We start from the raw sequence: 16880 nt of genomic DNA, 5'->3' as shown, positions 1-16880 counted from the left end.
AAACGTCAATTCGGGATAAGGATATTGTGAACATGTAGATTAAAATCAAATTTTGTTGAAGGTTTATTTTTCTTTAATGAGTAAGCAACAAGAGTAGATAATATATGGACAAAGGCATTTATTGGTGATCTATGTCTAGTATGTTCAAGGTTCATTTTATTTTTTAGATAATCAAAAACTGTTTCAATTAAGTTACGCTTTCGAAGTAAGATTTTTTCTTTCAAATCCATTAATTTATTTTCCATATTCTTCTTAATTCCATGAATCATTTTTAAGCCTCTTTCATATAAATTTAAGAACAAATTTTGCTTAATATAACCTTTATCAGCTGCTATAATTCCAGTTAATCTTTTTGTTAACTCCGGTACTGGAACCCTATCATCTACATTGCCTTTGGTCACTTTTAATGCCATAAACTCCCCTTTATTATTGATTATTACATGTAATTTAAAACCATAAAAATACCCCATAGAGGATTTACTATGTTTGGCTAATCCTTTAAAAACTTTATTGCTATAACGCCTTTTATTGTGACAAGCTTTAATCGTTGTAGAGTCAATAAAATAAATACCTGTTTCCTCACCAAACAACAAATGAATCAACATATTTAGCGGTATGAATAATCGTGCCATTAATTCAACAAATCTATTATAACTCAAGGCTTTGGGAAAATCATCCTTATGCATGCACTCTATATAACTTTTATAGAAAAATTTAAAATTCTTAGCATAGGATGTATGAAACATAATTATTATTGTTAACATTTCACTTAGACTCATGCTACAACAGCGATTTCTTTGCTTATTTGATGGTAATAACTTTCTCTGTTCATACTCCAAATAAATTTTACAAAAATCATCTATAAAACTATATAATTCTGTGATATCTTTTTTCATGCCTGTAGTTTGTTTTTTTGTTTAAAAATATAAATACTGCAGGCACTCCTTTTTGACAATCCTTTTATCTATTACTATTTCATCTATATCTTATCCCGAACTGACGTAATAAGTATTCTGAATAAAATCCGTAATTATGTCGAGGCTCTAGAAGCCGTGGGAATGAGAGGTCACTCAAGGATATTTATAAGAATGCAGAAACCATTATGGCACTCGATGCCGAATATATGACCGCTTCCTTTGTGGCTCTATTTTTTTATTTTCTTTGTTGACAAATTCACTCGTCCATATATGAGCATTCTAGGGTTTTCTTCAAAATTTTTAAGCACACTTTTAAAAGCATTTGATAAATATTCATGTGGAGGTTTAGCTAATACTACAGAAACATAGAGTATATTAACATAAAAACAACTCAATAATTTAATAAATGAGTACTCAAACGTTACTGTCAGGCAATAATTGAAATAGTATCATAGTATTATCCGTTGTCTAGACAAATTTTGTTCACAGAGCCTAATATACCTCCTGAGAATTATCTTTTTCAGGTGAGCTATTATGGAAATCATCATTATCTTGGGTCTCTTGTTGATAATCTAATATCTGTATATCATGAGTTTTGAATGCTTCCATAATACTACCAGAAGAGGTAATTTTACCGGTTTGTGGATTTACTGGTAATAATTTAATCGATTCTGGTATTTTAAACGCCAGTGAAGGGATATCAGAATATGCCTTTTCCATAAAGTCGATAAATATTGGCAAGGCAACACTTGACCCTGTGGCAGTTTTTCCAAGTGTTTTTGGTGTATCATAGCCAATATATGTTCCAACAATTATTTTGGGAGTAAAACCAATAAACCAAGTATCCATACTCTCATTGGTGGTACCGCTTTTACCAGCTATAACCTTACCAAGTTTCTTTGCAGCTATTGCGGTACCTCTTTCAACTGCTCCAGTAAGAAATGAGACAATCTGATAATCACTTGCCTCATCGGTAATCATTCGACAATCTGGTTGAGACAAGATAGGCGGTGATACGTTATCAGTAAGCTGGGAATCAGATACACTACAATTTTCACATTCTCTATTGTCTCTACGATAAATTATTTTACCGTTACGATCTTTAATGAGTTCGACAAAATGTGGGGTGACTTTTTTCCCTGAATTGGCAATTATTGCATAAGCAGTTATCATTTTTTTTAACGTGGTTTCGAGCGAACCAAGCACCATAGAATAAAATCTCTTTGGCTCATTATTAATGCCGAATCGCTTGATTATTTCAGCAACTTTGTTTAGTCCTATAGATTGTGCTACCCTGACAGTAATAAGGTTTCGCGATTTCTCAAGACCTGTACGCATAGTAATTAAACCCAAAAAATCTCCTTTATAATTTTTTGGTCGCCAAATTGGCATACCAGGACCTTGTGGAACCTCTACTTTACTATCTTCAAAAATTCTATTTGGCTGGATGGCGTTTTCTAAAGCAGCAAGATAAACGAAAGTTTTACTGAGTGACCCTGGTTGTCGTAAAGCCTGGGTAACACGATCAAATTTACTAACCGCAAAATCATACCCACCAACACTCGCAAGTACTTGCCCTGTTGTAGGATTCATCACCATAATAGCCCCATTAACAGTAGGAATTTGCCTTAAAGAGTAATTAGCATTTATTTTTTCGACTACTATAACATCCCCTTTCTGCAAAAGAGTTTTTGCAGATTTAAGGTTATTTTTCGCCCATTTCATTTCTGATAAAGCTATTTTGGACTTACTCAAGTCGCAAAGACCAATTTCCGCTTGATTATCTGAAACATTTAATACTACCGCCAATTGATATTCTAGAATGGCTGGTGGCTTTGTTAGTTTATTTAAATTATCTTGCCAGTTATTTATATCTATATTAGTGATAACTCCTCTAAAACCATGTTTTCTGTCATATTCTCTTATACCTTTTCTAAGAGCATTCTCTGCAGCTTGCTGCATATTAGCATCAAGTGAGGTAATGACTGTTAAGCCTCCGGTATAAAAATATTCTTTACTGCCAATTCTGCGAATAACTTCTTCCCGCACTTGCTCAGCATAATAACCGGCTGTAACGGTTTCGCTACGATCCCGCTTTTGTAAAGTAATTGCCGTATCTATTGCCTCTTTTGCTATTTCTTGCGTTATATAACCATCTTCCAACATTCTCATAATGACATAATCTCTACGCTCTTTTACCCTGGCATAATTTCTTTCCGGGTTAAAATTTGATGGAGCTTTTGGTAACCCAGCAATAAAAGCTGATTCAGCAAGAGTTAAATCGTCAATAGATTTATTAAAATAATTTTGAGCAGCCATGGCAACTCCGTAGGCCCCCCTACCAAAAAATGTTTGATTAAGATATAGCTCCAAAATTTGATCTTTAGTAAAGGTTTTTGAGACCATATAGGATAAAATCGCCTCTTTAATCTTACGTTCTATCGATACCTCGGAGGTTAACAAAAAATTCTTGACTACTTGCTGGGTAATAGTTGACCCTCCTTCCACCCTACGGTGGTTTACAATATTAGAAATATTTAGTATTGCTGCTCTGATTATGCTTATAATATCAACTCCTGAATGTTCAAAAAAATTCTTATCTTCAGCTGAAATAAAAGCCTCTATAAGAGAGCGTGGCACACTACTAATAGGTACAAAAACTCTACGTTCTAAAGCATATTCCTCCATTAATTTTCCATTTTGAGCATACACTCTTGTTACCGATGGTGGATGATAATCGGCAAGTTGTGAGTAGTCCGGTAAATCCTTAGAGTAATTATACAACAAATATATACAAGCACTAATAGCTATTAGCCCTAATATTAAAAATAATTTAAAAAATACGTAAAAAAGTTTGAACATCGTTATATTATCAATTTATTATAAAATTTATAGCTATAGTCAATTAACCTGAATTAGTGCCGAATAAGCACCCACCGTGCCAGCAATTCCAAATATGACATTATGGATACATAGGGAAATTTTAGCATTGCGATCCACTCAACTTTAAGACGAATAATCTATTTTTCTGTTAAAGATTTGTATGTATTTTCTTGAATTCTATAAATATTTTTATACAAACTTATCATAATTCACGTTATTGTAATCAATTTGGTAAAAACCAACGGTTAGCAATAAATAAGTCTATTGCTCTAGAAAAAGCTTTTGATAGGTCGAATCTATATTGGCGGGACTCTGTAATCTCGTTTGCCAGCTAATATCTCCCATAACATTTCCATTGATTCAAAGAAAAAAAGGTCTACTAAACTTCTTATTCGTTCCCATAACGATCCTAATCTACCAAATTGCTCCCTCATTTCTTGAAATAATTTATCAACTAATTGGTGTATTTGATGAATAGTAAATGCTAACAAAGTAAAATTGTAGAAATTATAACATAGATTCTCAGAACCATGACCGTAATTATGTTCTATATTATAACCATGATTCTTTAAGCTATTAAAGCATTCGTTCTCTATTTTCCAACGTGCTCTTGCTCCGTCTATTATTGTTTTAGCATTATCTGAGGTGATTTCTAGATCAGTAATCCATTTACCATAATACTGACTTTTGTTACTACCATCTTTCTGCGGCACTAGCTCCCATGCCGCTATATAATTTGTTCTTACCTTAGTGCTAGTAAATAATTCAACATCATTAACCCATTCAATTATCAATTTGTTCCTTCTAAGGCTCAATGTCTCTATCTTTGATTTATCTACAGATTGAACATTATCCATTAATGTCTTATGATTATTGGGTTTTACTTTAAAAATATAATTAGCTTTATGATCACGAATTGTTTCTATCACTGGAGTTGTTGCATATAAGGCATCAGCATTGATTATTATCCCTAATTTATCATGATCCTTTCTAAATCTTGTCAAAAATCTCTTGAAAGCATTCGTCTCACAATCCTCTTTCTCATCACCATCTTGTACACGAATTTCCTCAGGCATTACTGGTATTACTTGTCGTAACCCAAATTTTACAATAGCCCCTTGTAATACTTGATGACAATGATATTGGTTATTTTTATGCCCTCTAATTAGGCAACGTTTACAACTCACTTTATCAGAGCTGTAATATTGTGTACCATCAACATTTAATAAGTATTTACCAGGAAATATTTGATATTGTTCTAGATGCTTCCCTCGTTGTAATTTACTAAATAATTCTTTGAAAATAGGTCTAAACGTTACGTCACTATCTACTTGGTCTATTACGTTCCTCATCCCCTGATCGCTAGGAAGCGATTGTACTGTAAACATGCTACGCAGATTATTACGTTGTTCCTTCCTTTCCATACGCCTTTGAAATTCTAGCAAAGATACTGATTGAAAATACATACACGCCAAACCAGATAACATAATATCTGCTATACTATTACTACTATTTACACCCCTTCTATCTTCTATACCAGCAAATCTATCTGCAATCATACTTCTGATTGCACTAAAACTTAAATGTTTCTTTGAATGCATAACTTGATACCAATATTATATTGATATTATCTTAGATAATTTATCCAACTTTGACTACTTTTTTAACTATTCCTCTACGAAAAACTTATTCCATATCCTTTTACTTACCTTCCTTCTATGACATATTTGGAATCGCTGGTAGTCTCCTAGATTAGCGGATGTAGGATAATGAAAACTAAATGATGCTTTACAGATGGGTAACATTTATTGTATAAGAATATAGGATTAAATTATTTAAAAAATTATCAAAATGAATATTCATGAATACCAAGCAAAGATGATTTTGAGACAATATGGTATACCTACTTCTAAAGGAGTTGTGATATCGCAAAAAGAAGATATCGATAGACTAATTGATGATTTAGAGGCAGAAATATATGTGGTTAAAGCCCAAATTCACGCAGGTGGTAGGGGAAAAGCTGGTGGTGTAAAAGTTGTAAAAAGCAAAGAAGAGGCAAAGAAGGCAGCTCACGCGATGTTTGGAATTGACCTAGTAACTCATCAAACATCATCTGCTGGGCAAAAGGTTCGTCGTTTATATATTGAATCTGGCTGTGATATTCTAAAAGAATATTATTTTAGTGCTGTTTTTGATCGTAGTAATAGTAAAGTAACTTTTATAGCTTCTACTGAAGGTGGTGTAGATATTGAAGAAGTTGCTCATAATACCCCACAGAAAATTATCAAAGTATCAGTTGATCCGGCAACGGGTATACAACCATTTCATTGTCGTCAAATAGCATACAAGCTTGGCTTTAAAAATGAACAAGCTAAACAAATGATGAAAATTGTTGAATCAACCTATCAGGCTTTTATAGCAACTGATGCTAACCAAATTGAAATTAATCCATTAATAACCAAACCTGATGGTAGTTTATTGGTACTTGATGCTAAAATTAACTTTGATGATAATGCATTATTTAAACATCCTGATATTTTAAATATGCGAGATAATGATGAAGAAAATGCTCTTGAAATGCAAGCAAATAGCCTTGGTCTTAGTTATGTCAAGATGGATGGTACTATTGGTTGTATGGTAAATGGTGCTGGGTTAGCTATGGCAACAATGGATATTATCAAGCTTTATGGGGCTGAACCAGCAAATTTCTTAGATGTTGGCGGTGGAGCTGATCGTGAAAAAGTAACGGAGGCTCTAAAAATAATTTTATCAGACCTGCATGTACAGGGAGTTTTAGTTAATATTTTTGGTGGTATAATGCGTTGCGATATAATTGCTGAAGGGATTATTGCTGCAGTAAAAGAGATTGGTATTAAAGTGCCACTAGTTGTACGTTTAGCCGGCACCAATTTTGAATTAGGTAAAAATATTTTAGCAAATTCTGGTTTAAAAATAATCGCTGCAAATGATTTAGGTGATGCTGCTGTTAAAATTGTCGCTGCGGTAAAGTAATTGTATGAACTTAGGCATTATTACGAAATAATTTTTTAACTTTAGTGCCAAAACACCCTGGGAAATTATGACCTCAGACAAGCCAAAACATGACAAAATCTTTCGCAAATCTATGGAGAATCCAATAGTTGCTCAAGAGTTTTTGGCAACTCATTTGCCGAAGGATGTGCTGGCTTTAATAAATAGTACATCTTTAAAATTAGAAAAAGATAGTTTTATTGAGCCAGACCTTTCTGAAACTATTTCAGATGTATTATTTTCTGTTAAGTTTAATGATCAGGATGGCTATATTTTTTTGCTATTTGAACATCAAAGTACTGTTGATAAAATGATGGCGTTTAGGTTATTTAAATATATGATTAATATTTGCGATCTATATTTAACTACTAATCCTAAAGCTAAAAGCCTTCCATTAATTTATCCCCTAATAATTTATAATGGCAAGAAGAAATATAACGCATCGCTCAATATATGGAATTTATTTAGCCATCCAGATTTAGCTAGAGGTTTCTGGATAAATGATTGTCAGCTTATTAACGTACATGATATTCCTGATGAAGAACTCAAGGAGAAAGTATGGTCTGGGATTTTGTTATTTTTCCTCAAACACATCCACGAACGTCAATTACTGAAGAGATGGCAAGAAATCTCTCATCTCTTGCCTAAATTGAGTGAAATAACAATAGGCTATGACCATATAAGAAATCTATTACAGTATACTTTGACCTTTATTGAGCAAAATGATAAAATAGAGTTAGAAAAAATATTAAAAAATAGTTTAACTAAAGAAAAAGGAGAAGAACTTATGCCTAGTATAGCTCAAGTATGGAAAGAAGAAGGGATAGAGATAGGGCTACAGGATGGTATCAAAATCGGAGTGCAAGATGGTATTAAAATCGGAGAAGCTAGAGGTGAAGCTAAATTAATAAAAATGATGATAAATAATGGCAGCTCTATTGAAGAAGTAGCGAAAATTACTGGACTATCTATTACTAAAATCAATGAATTACTGAAACTACAGTAAATTAATGAATTATTAAATTAATCATTGTCACAAAATAATTTTTTAATTTCTAGGCTCTGTGAACAAAATTTTAATTGTTTAGATTTCGACTCTTTTTAGCTGCAAATTATAAGATTTTTGCCGGAATAGTTAGTTCTATTTCAAAAAAATCTTATAATTTGCAGCTAAAAAGAGTCGAAATCTAAACAATTAAAATTTTGTTCACAGAGCCTAGGAACTAATTAAGATTGGGTTCTGTTATAACCCAAGATGTTTTGTAAAATTAAAAGGGTACTTTATTGCAGCTTCTTAGTCTCAAAAGAGGTCTATTTTAATCATTATCTTAAAAAATACGGAAAAGGTATATATGTCAATATTAGTTGATAAAAACACAAAAGTAATTTGCCAGGGTTTTACTGGTTCACAAGGGACTTTTCATTCTGAACAAGCCATCAATTATGGCACTAAGATGGTAGGAGGAGTGACACCTGGAAAAGGTGGTAATACTCATTTAGATCTACCCGTATATAATACAGTACATGAAGCAGTTGAAAAAACTGAGGCTACTGCCAGCGTTGTTTATGTTCCACCACTATTTGCTGCTGATTCAATTTTGGAAGCTATAGATGCAGGTATTAAATTAGTAGTGTGTATTACAGAGGGTATACCAGTACTTGATATGATAAAGGTCAAAAGGGCATTAGTAGGATCAAAAACTAGATTAATTGGCCCTAATTGTCCAGGTATTATTACTCCTGATGAGTGTAAAATTGGCATAATGCCTGGTTATATTCATAAGAGAGGAAGAGTTGGAATTATATCTCGGTCAGGTACTTTAACTTACGAAGCAGTAGCACAGACTACAGCTATTGGTCTTGGTCAATCCACCTGTATTGGTATTGGTGGGGATCCAGTTAATGGTACTGATTTTGTTGATTGTATTGAAATGTTTTTAAAAGATGATGAAACAGAATCGATTATTATGATTGGTGAAATAGGTGGAGATGCTGAAGAAAAGGCTGCTGAATTAATAAAAAATTCAAAGATTAAAAAACCAATAGTTAGTTTCATTGCTGGTATTACTGCTCCTGAAGGGAAAAGGATGGGGCATGCTGGTGCGATTATTTCTAATGGACAGGGGTCAGCCGAACATAAATTGGAGGTACTACAGAGTGCAGGGGTCACTATCACTAGATCGCCAGCTGATATCGGTAAAACTATGTTCGAGCTATTAGGAAAAATCTAAATTTAAAAAAACACAAAAAGACATGATAGGGAAAGTAATAGTTTTCATGATTCCTTCTTTCGAAACTAATTTGCTGTTGCCTTCCTTATCAAACAGCTAACATTATTATTTTGTTCATCAGAGACTCCTAATGCTGTTCTATAATGATAATCAGTAGCTTTAATGTTTATCCCACGCATAATCAAAAAATTTGCCATATAATAATTGCCAATTTCTGCAGCTTCATGTAAAAGAGTGTAATTATCATTCCCCTTTTTTTGAATGATTGAGTAATTATCCAAAAGAACCCTAAGAGCAAATAAATTATTTTTTCTAACCGCCTCAAACGCTCTATCTGTTGCATCATTTACTATACTACTAGCAACATGCACATCAATATTATAATTATCAATAAACCTATTTATTACCTTTCTTTGACTTTCTCTATGCTCGCTATCACAAATTTTCTTAAACATTTGAATAAATGCATATATCGGCATTTGATTTAATCTTGCTTGTTCTGTAAGCTCTCCTAATACTATATCATCATCTGGCAAAAATAACATTTGTTTTTCATCTTTTATGAAAAGAGCTATTTCCGGTGATATTTCTTTAATGCTACTAGTTGAACTTTTAGCAATTGGAGTAGATTTATCAGGTTGTTTGTTATTTACTGCTCTCTCTTCAACAACCTTACTAGATTGCTCTGATGCCTTATTATCTTTTACGAATACTGGTACAGCTGTTTGAGCTTGTGGTGTCACAGAAACTGGGGAGCCTTTAGGAATAACTGGTGCAATGGCAGGTTCAGTCACTTTAGGTTCAGTATTTTCCTTAGGTAATATTGCTGGTATGATATGGGGAGTTGCTTGAGCCTCAGTCGGCTTTTTTTCTTGTGAAGAAGGTAATATATCTAAATTAGGCGTAACCACTTCCTTTTTATCTTCACTACCTACTTGCTGCAACTCTACTGAATTTTTCTCTTTATCAGGCATAGTTATAGGCGGTACAGTATCTTGACTCTCTGTATTATGATTTTCAGCTGGTGGTAGGGTAGAATGGTTATTAATATTATTATTGTTTTTATTGGACTCTTCTAGCTCAATCTTCTGAGATGGAATTTTATCTAATTGTTCTGATTCTTTTGGGTTATTTATTTTTTTATCATCTAGAGTATTTTCTAGAATTGGTAATTTATTATCTCCTAAATCAATGAAAGAATCGGTTTCGCCCTCTTCCTTACTGCTATCTTGTGGGGTGGATATTGGTTTTACTGATTCTGGTATTTGAGCATCTTTCTCGGAGTGCATAAACTGCTGTATTTCTTTCAGCAAAGAATCTGTCTCTCCTGAATCTTCTTGATGTTTATTGACTTTATCATTTTCTAATTGTGGCAATGCTGGAGGAAGAGGTGGTGGGGCAGAATAAACATTATCTGTAAACAAAAAAATAGTTATTAGAAGTATTACCAGAAATTTTTTACAACTTAATCTAGCTAATAATTTTAGAATGACAAAACTCCTACTCTCATTTTCAAGAGTTCTATTAAAGTACATTAGAATTCTCACATTATTTTATATTATTAGTATGCTAACTCAACTAACCTTACGACATCACTGTAATTGTAACATAATTTACTTCCTGCACTAAGTTATTTTTGTTATCTCTCATTTATCTTGATCATTTGGCAATAACTTTTGAATCTCTTTTTCTACTAACTGCTTTACTAATAAAGGTAAATTTTTATCTAACCATTGTCTCAATTGCGGTCTTATCATCTCAACAACTAGCTCCTCTAACGTTTTAACCTTAGAGTTTGCATTTGCGTTAATCTCTTGAGCTGCTTTCGAGAAATGTTGAAAAATCTTAGTAGTTTCTGCTGCCGATTTATCGGATATCAACGATTCCTGCAATAATTCTTCTGTTAATTGGCTCTGGGGATTATCCTCTAGTCCATCTTCTTTAACCCAGGTTTTCTCATGCAAGACTTCCCCCTCACCTACTATATTAGTCAATTCTAATATATCGTCATCATTAGATTGGCTGCCACTACGATTATCAATCATCCCTTTAATTGATTTCAATATCTCCTCAATTGACATATCTTGATTTTTCTTATGATCTTTACTCATAATTAAAAACCTATAATAAGCTTTTTCTTAAGTCCCTTAAACTCATCTTCAGGAGTAAAATATTTAACTTTCAAATTCAAGCTTTTTGCCGTCAATTCTCCCAATAAAGATTTAATTTGGTAAGCCGTTAAGATAGAGCCTTTATGTGCATCAACTTTTGCTATCTTAGCATTATATAATTTTTCTTCAGCAGTAAAAACTTCTAAGACTGTTTTAGAGCCAACAACTTCTTCCTGTATTGTCCCATCATAAGCTATTTGGGCAGCTTCTACCCCTTGTGATGCGGCAATAATTCTAGATTTTGCTGCTTCAAATCCTTCCCAACTACCAATAGCACTTGCCCGTATTTGTTTTATTGTATCATCAAGTTGAATAGCAGCACTCCTAGTACTATTTTTAGCTTTCCTAATTTTTGAATATTCAGTACCCTTAGAATAAATAGGTATGTTAACTGATAAGGTTGATGTGGTGCTTCTATTATTGAGGCGATCCATTGGCTTTTCTGGAATATAGTAAGTTTTACCAGATTGAACTTTAAAACTTACCTTAGGCAAAAGTTCAGCCTTTGCTGCTATCTCGGCAGCTTTATGACTTCTAACACTATGTCTTGTATTATCTATGCTAGGATTAACATTTACCGCTCTCTGTATTAAATCCTCTAATGAATTAGGCAAATTGTCGGGCATAGAAGGCATAGCAATATCATCAGCTTCTATACCAAACAGACGAATGAAGTTTGCTTTTGTTGCTTGATAATTAGCATATAGGTTTAATCTATTAGTCTCAGCTGCTGCAAGAGATGCCTTGGCACTAGCTAAATCTATTGATGTTGCTTCACCTAATTTTAGTTTTTCTTCGATGGTGTCTAAGTTATGTTTGGTCATTTTTAGACTAATCTCAGAAATCTTATATTTTTCTTTTGTTTCATAACATTCGAGATAATTTTTTATTAAGCTTAAAAGAACCTTCTGCTCTCCCTCATAATATTTAGCACGCGATGCCCTGAAAGCTGACTGGGCAGATTTCAAAGCTGCAACACTACTACCACCATTAAATATAGGCTGCTCTAACATAAAAGCTCCTTGTTTTGATCTTACCTCTCTTTTAGAAGAATGAGCATATTGACTATCCGGTTTACTACCACTAACATTATAATCAATATTATAAGATATGCTAGGCATAAAACCTGAAAAAGCTGCAGAAAATTGCTCAACCTCAGCTAAAAAATTCTGTCTAAGGACGTTTAAATCACCATTATTATCATACGCACTAGATAAAGCACTAGGTAAGTCGACAGCCAAAACTGAACAATTGAACAAAATGATAATGGAAAAATGCGTAACAAAACGTGTAAATTTATACATAGTTGATTCTAAATATGTTTATGTTAAAAAATTGGCTAGATTCTGCAACAAGTTAAAGCTATCATTGAGCTAAAAATTGACCTATTGTAAAAGCTAACATATTATAGCTAATATGTAACATATCAAAAACTAACCTTAAGAGCAACATAACAGTGTTAAACTATAGTTTTTATTTGTATTATCTTTAAACAAGATGGTAGATTATCAATTAAAAAATTTAAATTAAATTTATTATGCCTAACTTATATTCTTTCCTTGCAAAAAGTGCTTTACCTAGTATCTTATCAAACCCTTCAATTGCTGCTACTGTACAGCAATTGAAGTTTGATTCTACGAACACATTCAAAATGTTTTCTAGTAACTTAAAAAACATAAAGAAAAGAGCTGGTTATATATATGACATATTTGTAGATTCAGATTCGAATGATCAACAACATACTCAACAACATACTCAACAACAAACCCGAGAAATAGCTGAAGCTTTTAAAAAAACAGTCGGCAATTCCTTAGATGAATTAGATAAATATCTTGACGAACAAGAACAAACAAAAGAGGAAATGTGGTTTTTTGAAAGTACTTTTATTGAATACATAATAAACATTCTTGAAAGTATTTTACAGTTTCAAAACAAACTAAATGCCTCGTATCCTGGAGCGTCAGAAAAGATTATCGATTTTTGTGGAAATTTATTAATTGCTTTAATATCTATACAAATGCCGATAGTTGGTTTGGTACTCAAAGGAAGTGGCTTGTTAGATTCGGTAAAATCTTTTCTCAGTACGGAAAATCTAACAAAAACAGTAGATAATTGGAAGGCAAAACTAGGAGCAGTTGAAGAAAAATTAGTAAAAATAGAACAACATCCATATCTTAAAGAAAAATGCTGCAAAGCAAAACAAATTGCTGAAATATCAGAGATAACTGGAGCTTCACCTGTAGCTGTAGCGGCATTAGGGTTGGATAGTGACTCTTTGAACAAAGTTAAAAAATCGGTTGCACAAGATCCAAAAGAAAAAGATTCTTTTAAAAAACTTATTGACTTGTCTGAAGAAATTCCCTATAGTAAAGGTAGTATAATTGGGGTTGTTAATGTCATATCTGATAGCGTGAGTAAAATCCTTGGATATACGCCAAATAAAGAAAAAGCTCTAAAAAATTCAATCGAACCAGAATTATCCGCTATAAAAGAAAACCTCCTCGCTACATTAAATCCTAATAAAAGCATCATTGAAAAATTAGATTGTTGTTATAAAGCAACAAAAAATATATTTACTATCACATCTCAAATACAAGAAGCAGTCAAATTAACACCAAACAGAGAAAAAATCGTTTCAACTTTTGTAAATTTAGTTAAAGATAAAACAAAAAATATCCTTCCTGCACATTTTTTACAAGATATGACATTATTAAAAACTACTTTAAAACCGCTATCCACACTAGTACAAATTGGTAATGCTATGAAAATAGCTCTTGGAAATAGCAATAACAAAGCCCAAAGCCCAAAGCACAGGACGGGAAAGGTAATAGGCACAATTGTTGAAAATCAAAAGAGGATGCGGGTTTTAGACAGCGATTCCAAATATGTCATAGAAGGAAGGTAAGTAAAAGGATATGGAATAAGTTTTTCGTAGAGGAATAGTTAAAAAAGTAGTCAAAGTTGGATAAATTATCTAAGATAATATCAATATAATATTGGTATCAAGTTATGCATTCAAAGAAACATTTAAGTTTTAGTGCAATCAGAAGTATGATTGCAGATAGATTTGCTGGTATAGAAGATAGAAGGGGTGTAAATAGTAGTAATAGTATAGCAGATATTATGTTATCTGGTTTGGCGTGTATGTATTTTCAATCAGTATCTTTGCTAGAATTTCAAAGGCGTATGGAAAGGAAGGAACAACGTAATAATCTGCGTAGCATGTTTACAGTACAATCGCTTCCTAGCGATCAGGGGATGAGGAACGTAATAGACCAAGTAGATAGTGACGTAACGTTTAGACCTATTTTCAAAGAATTATTTAGTAAATTACAACGAGGGAAGCATCTAGAACAATATCAAATATTTCCTGGTAAATACTTATTAAATGTTGATGGTACACAATATTACAGCTCTGATAAAGTGAGTTGTAAACGTTGCCTAATTAGAGGGCATAAAAATAACCAATATCATTGTCATCAAGTATTACAAGGGGCTATTGTAAAATTTGGGTTACGACAAGTAATACCAGTAATGCCTGAGGAAATTCGTGTACAAGATGGTGATGAGAAAGAGGATTGTGAGACGAATGCTTTCAAGAGATTTTTGACAAGATTTAGAAAGGATCATGATAAATTAGGGATAATAATCAATGCTGATGCCTTATATGCAACAACTCCAGTGATAGAAACAATTCGTGATCATAAAGCTAATTATATTTTTAAAGTAAAACCCAATAATCATAAGACATTAATGGATAATGTTCAATCTGTAGATAAATCAAAGATAGAGACATGGAAGTGTAATATAGTGAATTATTAAGCAGCATTTAGTACCGCAGTTTTCCATTTGCTAGACCAATCATTACTATGGATTATAGATCTTAATTGCAAAATAGGATTTAACCCCTCTCTAGACCATCTCATGTGTTGCTGCCCTTTACATCTTTGATTGATTAAACTCTCAACAGTTGATTCAGCAAGATTACTAGTAAAGATCAGCCCTTGATCCTTCCTTGTTGAGTAATCCACAATTTTATCTTTATTATTATCAACATATTGGGATAATTTTTTAATCCTATCATGATGCTGTTCTTCTTTTGTCAGTGCTAATATTTCTTTAAATCTTATCATCGCCTTCTCCACATCTCCTCTCCATAAATGCCACTTGATATGCATCAGATCTTCTTTTAGCCTTTTTGGTAACGATATATTCTCAAATTTCATACCCAAATGAAACCAATCTAAAATATAAGTTATTTTAGCACACAAAGGCTCTAGTGCCTTTGCTATATTCCAGCAATTTGCCGCCCCATCACATAGTGCGGTAATATGTGTTTTTGGGCTTAAGCCTTGTTTCAATGCTGCAATAATAGTAGAACTTATAATTTGTTTTTGACGATCATCCTTAATTGACGCTGCACAATTCTTACTTATAATATAATTCCTGGTATCTTGACTATTTGATTTTATAGATTCTGGTTTGTAAACTACAGCCACCATAGCCTCCATACTACGTTGATCCTCTGTTGTCTTTATATGTCCTCCATCTACATTTAATATTAGTTCAACAGCATCTTCAGTAATGAGCATTTCCTTCTCATCAGCATTGATATCTTCAATAGCATTGCCAACTGATTCTGTAACTTGTTTAATACGATTATGATTATTAATTTGCCGATCTTTACCAGAAAATAATTCAAATAATTTCTCTCCTTCTCTAAAACTATGTGTAGCACCTAGTGTAGCTTGTATTTTTTTTAAATCACCAGAAATTACTCCCTGCAATAACGTGCGGACGGTAGAGTGCGTTTCATATCCGCAATTATGGCATTTAAATCTCTGTATTACAATGTTATGATCAGTGAAAACATCGTGAAAAGTAGATTTATTTACACCAGTCTTATGCATTTTAATTTTACACTTAGGGCAAGTAACTTTTGTTAGTTTATGGATTAATTGAATCTTTTCCTGCAAAACTATATCCTGTACTCCTTGAATTAAAGCAATTTGATTATCCAAACCTATGGAAAAATCTAGACAATTACTTGGTTCGTTAAGCTCGCCATTAAGTACTTCTACTCTTGAAATTGTTGTAGTGGGTTGCTTATGATCATACGATTCATATATTATTCTATATCTTCTTGTTGTCATCCTATTACTCATAGTTGCTAATAATGACATTATTGTATCGCCTTTTTATAACAATGTCAACTCACTATATTACACTTCCAGCAATAAATAAGTCTATTGCTCTAGAAAAAGCTTTTGATAGGTCGAATCTATATTGGCGGGACTCTGTAATCTCGTTTGCCAGCTAATATCTCCCATAACATTTCCATTGATTCAAAGAAAAAAAGGTCTACTAAACTTCTTATTCGTTCCCATAACGATCCTAATCTACCAAATTGCTCCCTCATTTCTTGAAATAATTTATCAACTAATTGGTGTATTTGATGAATAGTAAATGCTAACAAAGTAAAATTGTAGAAATTATAACATAGATTCTCAGAACCATGACCGTAATTATGTTCTATATTATAACCATGATTCTTTAAGCTATTAAAGCATTCGTTCTCTATTTTCCAACGTGCTCTTGCTCCGTCTATTATTGTTTTAGCATTATCTGATACCAATTGCAATAATTAA

The 16880-nt window shown here is 32.7% G+C and carries 13 protein-coding genes; 5 read left to right on the top strand and 8 right to left on the bottom strand.

The window, feature by feature from the left end; all coding sequences use genetic code 11:
* Positions 1-5: 5 nt before the first annotated feature.
* From NBW66_RS13980 to NBW66_RS13970, 3 genes are all read right to left on the bottom strand, one after another.
* On the bottom strand, positions 6-896 hold the full coding sequence (locus tag NBW66_RS13980; protein WP_250310582.1) for an IS982 family transposase: 891 nt from the start codon (positions 894-896) through the stop codon (positions 6-8).
* A 513-nt stretch (positions 897-1409) separates the two neighbouring features.
* Positions 1410-3779 (bottom strand): penicillin-binding protein 1A, encoded by a 2370-nt coding sequence (locus NBW66_RS13975; protein ID WP_250311326.1) that lies wholly within the window; start codon positions 3777-3779, stop codon positions 1410-1412.
* A 317-nt stretch (positions 3780-4096) separates the two neighbouring features.
* A complete protein-coding gene (locus tag NBW66_RS13970; protein ID WP_250311217.1) occupies positions 4097-5401 on the bottom strand; it encodes a transposase in 1305 nt (434 codons plus the stop codon).
* 250 nt (positions 5402-5651) lie between these two features.
* Here NBW66_RS13970 and sucC point away from each other — a divergent pair, with 250 nt between their 5' ends.
* From sucC to sucD, 3 genes are all read left to right on the top strand, one after another.
* A complete protein-coding gene (gene sucC, locus NBW66_RS13965; protein WP_250311325.1) occupies positions 5652-6812 on the top strand; it encodes an ADP-forming succinate--CoA ligase subunit beta in 1161 nt (386 codons plus the stop codon).
* Positions 6813-6879: 67 nt separating this feature from the next.
* Positions 6880-7836, top strand: coding sequence for an Rpn family recombination-promoting nuclease/putative transposase (locus tag NBW66_RS13960; RefSeq protein WP_250311324.1), 957 nt, complete (start codon positions 6880-6882; stop codon positions 7834-7836).
* A gap of 346 nt (positions 7837-8182) precedes the next feature.
* Positions 8183-9061 carry a succinate--CoA ligase subunit alpha gene (gene sucD / locus NBW66_RS13955; RefSeq protein ID WP_250311323.1) on the top strand — a complete coding sequence of 293 codons (879 nt, stop codon included), beginning with the start codon at positions 8183-8185 and terminating at the stop codon, positions 9059-9061.
* A gap of 65 nt (positions 9062-9126) precedes the next feature.
* Here the strand turns inward: sucD and NBW66_RS13950 are convergent, their stop codons facing one another.
* The 3 genes from NBW66_RS13950 to NBW66_RS13940 form a co-directional block, all read right to left on the bottom strand.
* The gene (locus NBW66_RS13950) at positions 9127-10485 is read right to left on the bottom strand and encodes an ankyrin repeat domain-containing protein (RefSeq protein WP_250311322.1); all 1359 of its coding nucleotides are present in this window, start codon (positions 10483-10485) and stop codon (positions 9127-9129) included.
* Positions 10486-10707: 222 nt separating this feature from the next.
* On the bottom strand, positions 10708-11172 hold the full coding sequence (locus NBW66_RS13945) for a DUF2497 domain-containing protein (protein ID WP_250311321.1): 465 nt from the start codon (positions 11170-11172) through the stop codon (positions 10708-10710).
* Positions 11173-11174: 2 nt separating this feature from the next.
* On the bottom strand, positions 11175-12536 hold the full coding sequence (locus NBW66_RS13940; protein ID WP_250311320.1) for a TolC family protein: 1362 nt from the start codon (positions 12534-12536) through the stop codon (positions 11175-11177).
* Between the two features lie 233 nt (positions 12537-12769).
* Here NBW66_RS13940 and NBW66_RS13935 point away from each other — a divergent pair, with 233 nt between their 5' ends.
* Together NBW66_RS13935 and NBW66_RS13930 are read left to right on the top strand one after the other, a co-directional pair.
* Positions 12770-14137: a hypothetical protein gene (locus NBW66_RS13935; RefSeq protein ID WP_250311319.1), complete on the top strand. Its 1368-nt coding sequence runs from the start codon at positions 12770-12772 to the stop codon at positions 14135-14137.
* 104 nt (positions 14138-14241) lie between these two features.
* Positions 14242-15054 (top strand): transposase, encoded by an 813-nt coding sequence (locus NBW66_RS13930; RefSeq protein ID WP_250311318.1) that lies wholly within the window; start codon positions 14242-14244, stop codon positions 15052-15054.
* Here the strand turns inward: NBW66_RS13930 and NBW66_RS13925 are convergent.
* Together NBW66_RS13925 and NBW66_RS13920 are read right to left on the bottom strand one after the other, a co-directional pair.
* Entirely contained in the window at positions 15051-16415 is a 1365-nt protein-coding gene (locus NBW66_RS13925; protein ID WP_250311117.1) for a UPF0236 family transposase-like protein, read from the bottom strand. The two genes, NBW66_RS13930 and NBW66_RS13925, sit on opposite strands and share 4 nt — an antisense overlap.
* Before the next feature lie 98 nt (positions 16416-16513).
* Positions 16514-16873, bottom strand: coding sequence for a hypothetical protein (locus NBW66_RS13920; RefSeq protein ID WP_250311317.1), 360 nt, complete (start codon positions 16871-16873; stop codon positions 16514-16516).
* Positions 16874-16880: the final 7 nt, after the last annotated feature.

Source organism: Rickettsia endosymbiont of Oedothorax gibbosus (genome assembly GCF_936269705.1).
Taxonomy (GTDB): Bacteria; Pseudomonadota; Alphaproteobacteria; order Rickettsiales; family Rickettsiaceae; genus Tisiphia.
This window is presented reverse-complemented; position numbering and strand designations above follow the sequence as displayed.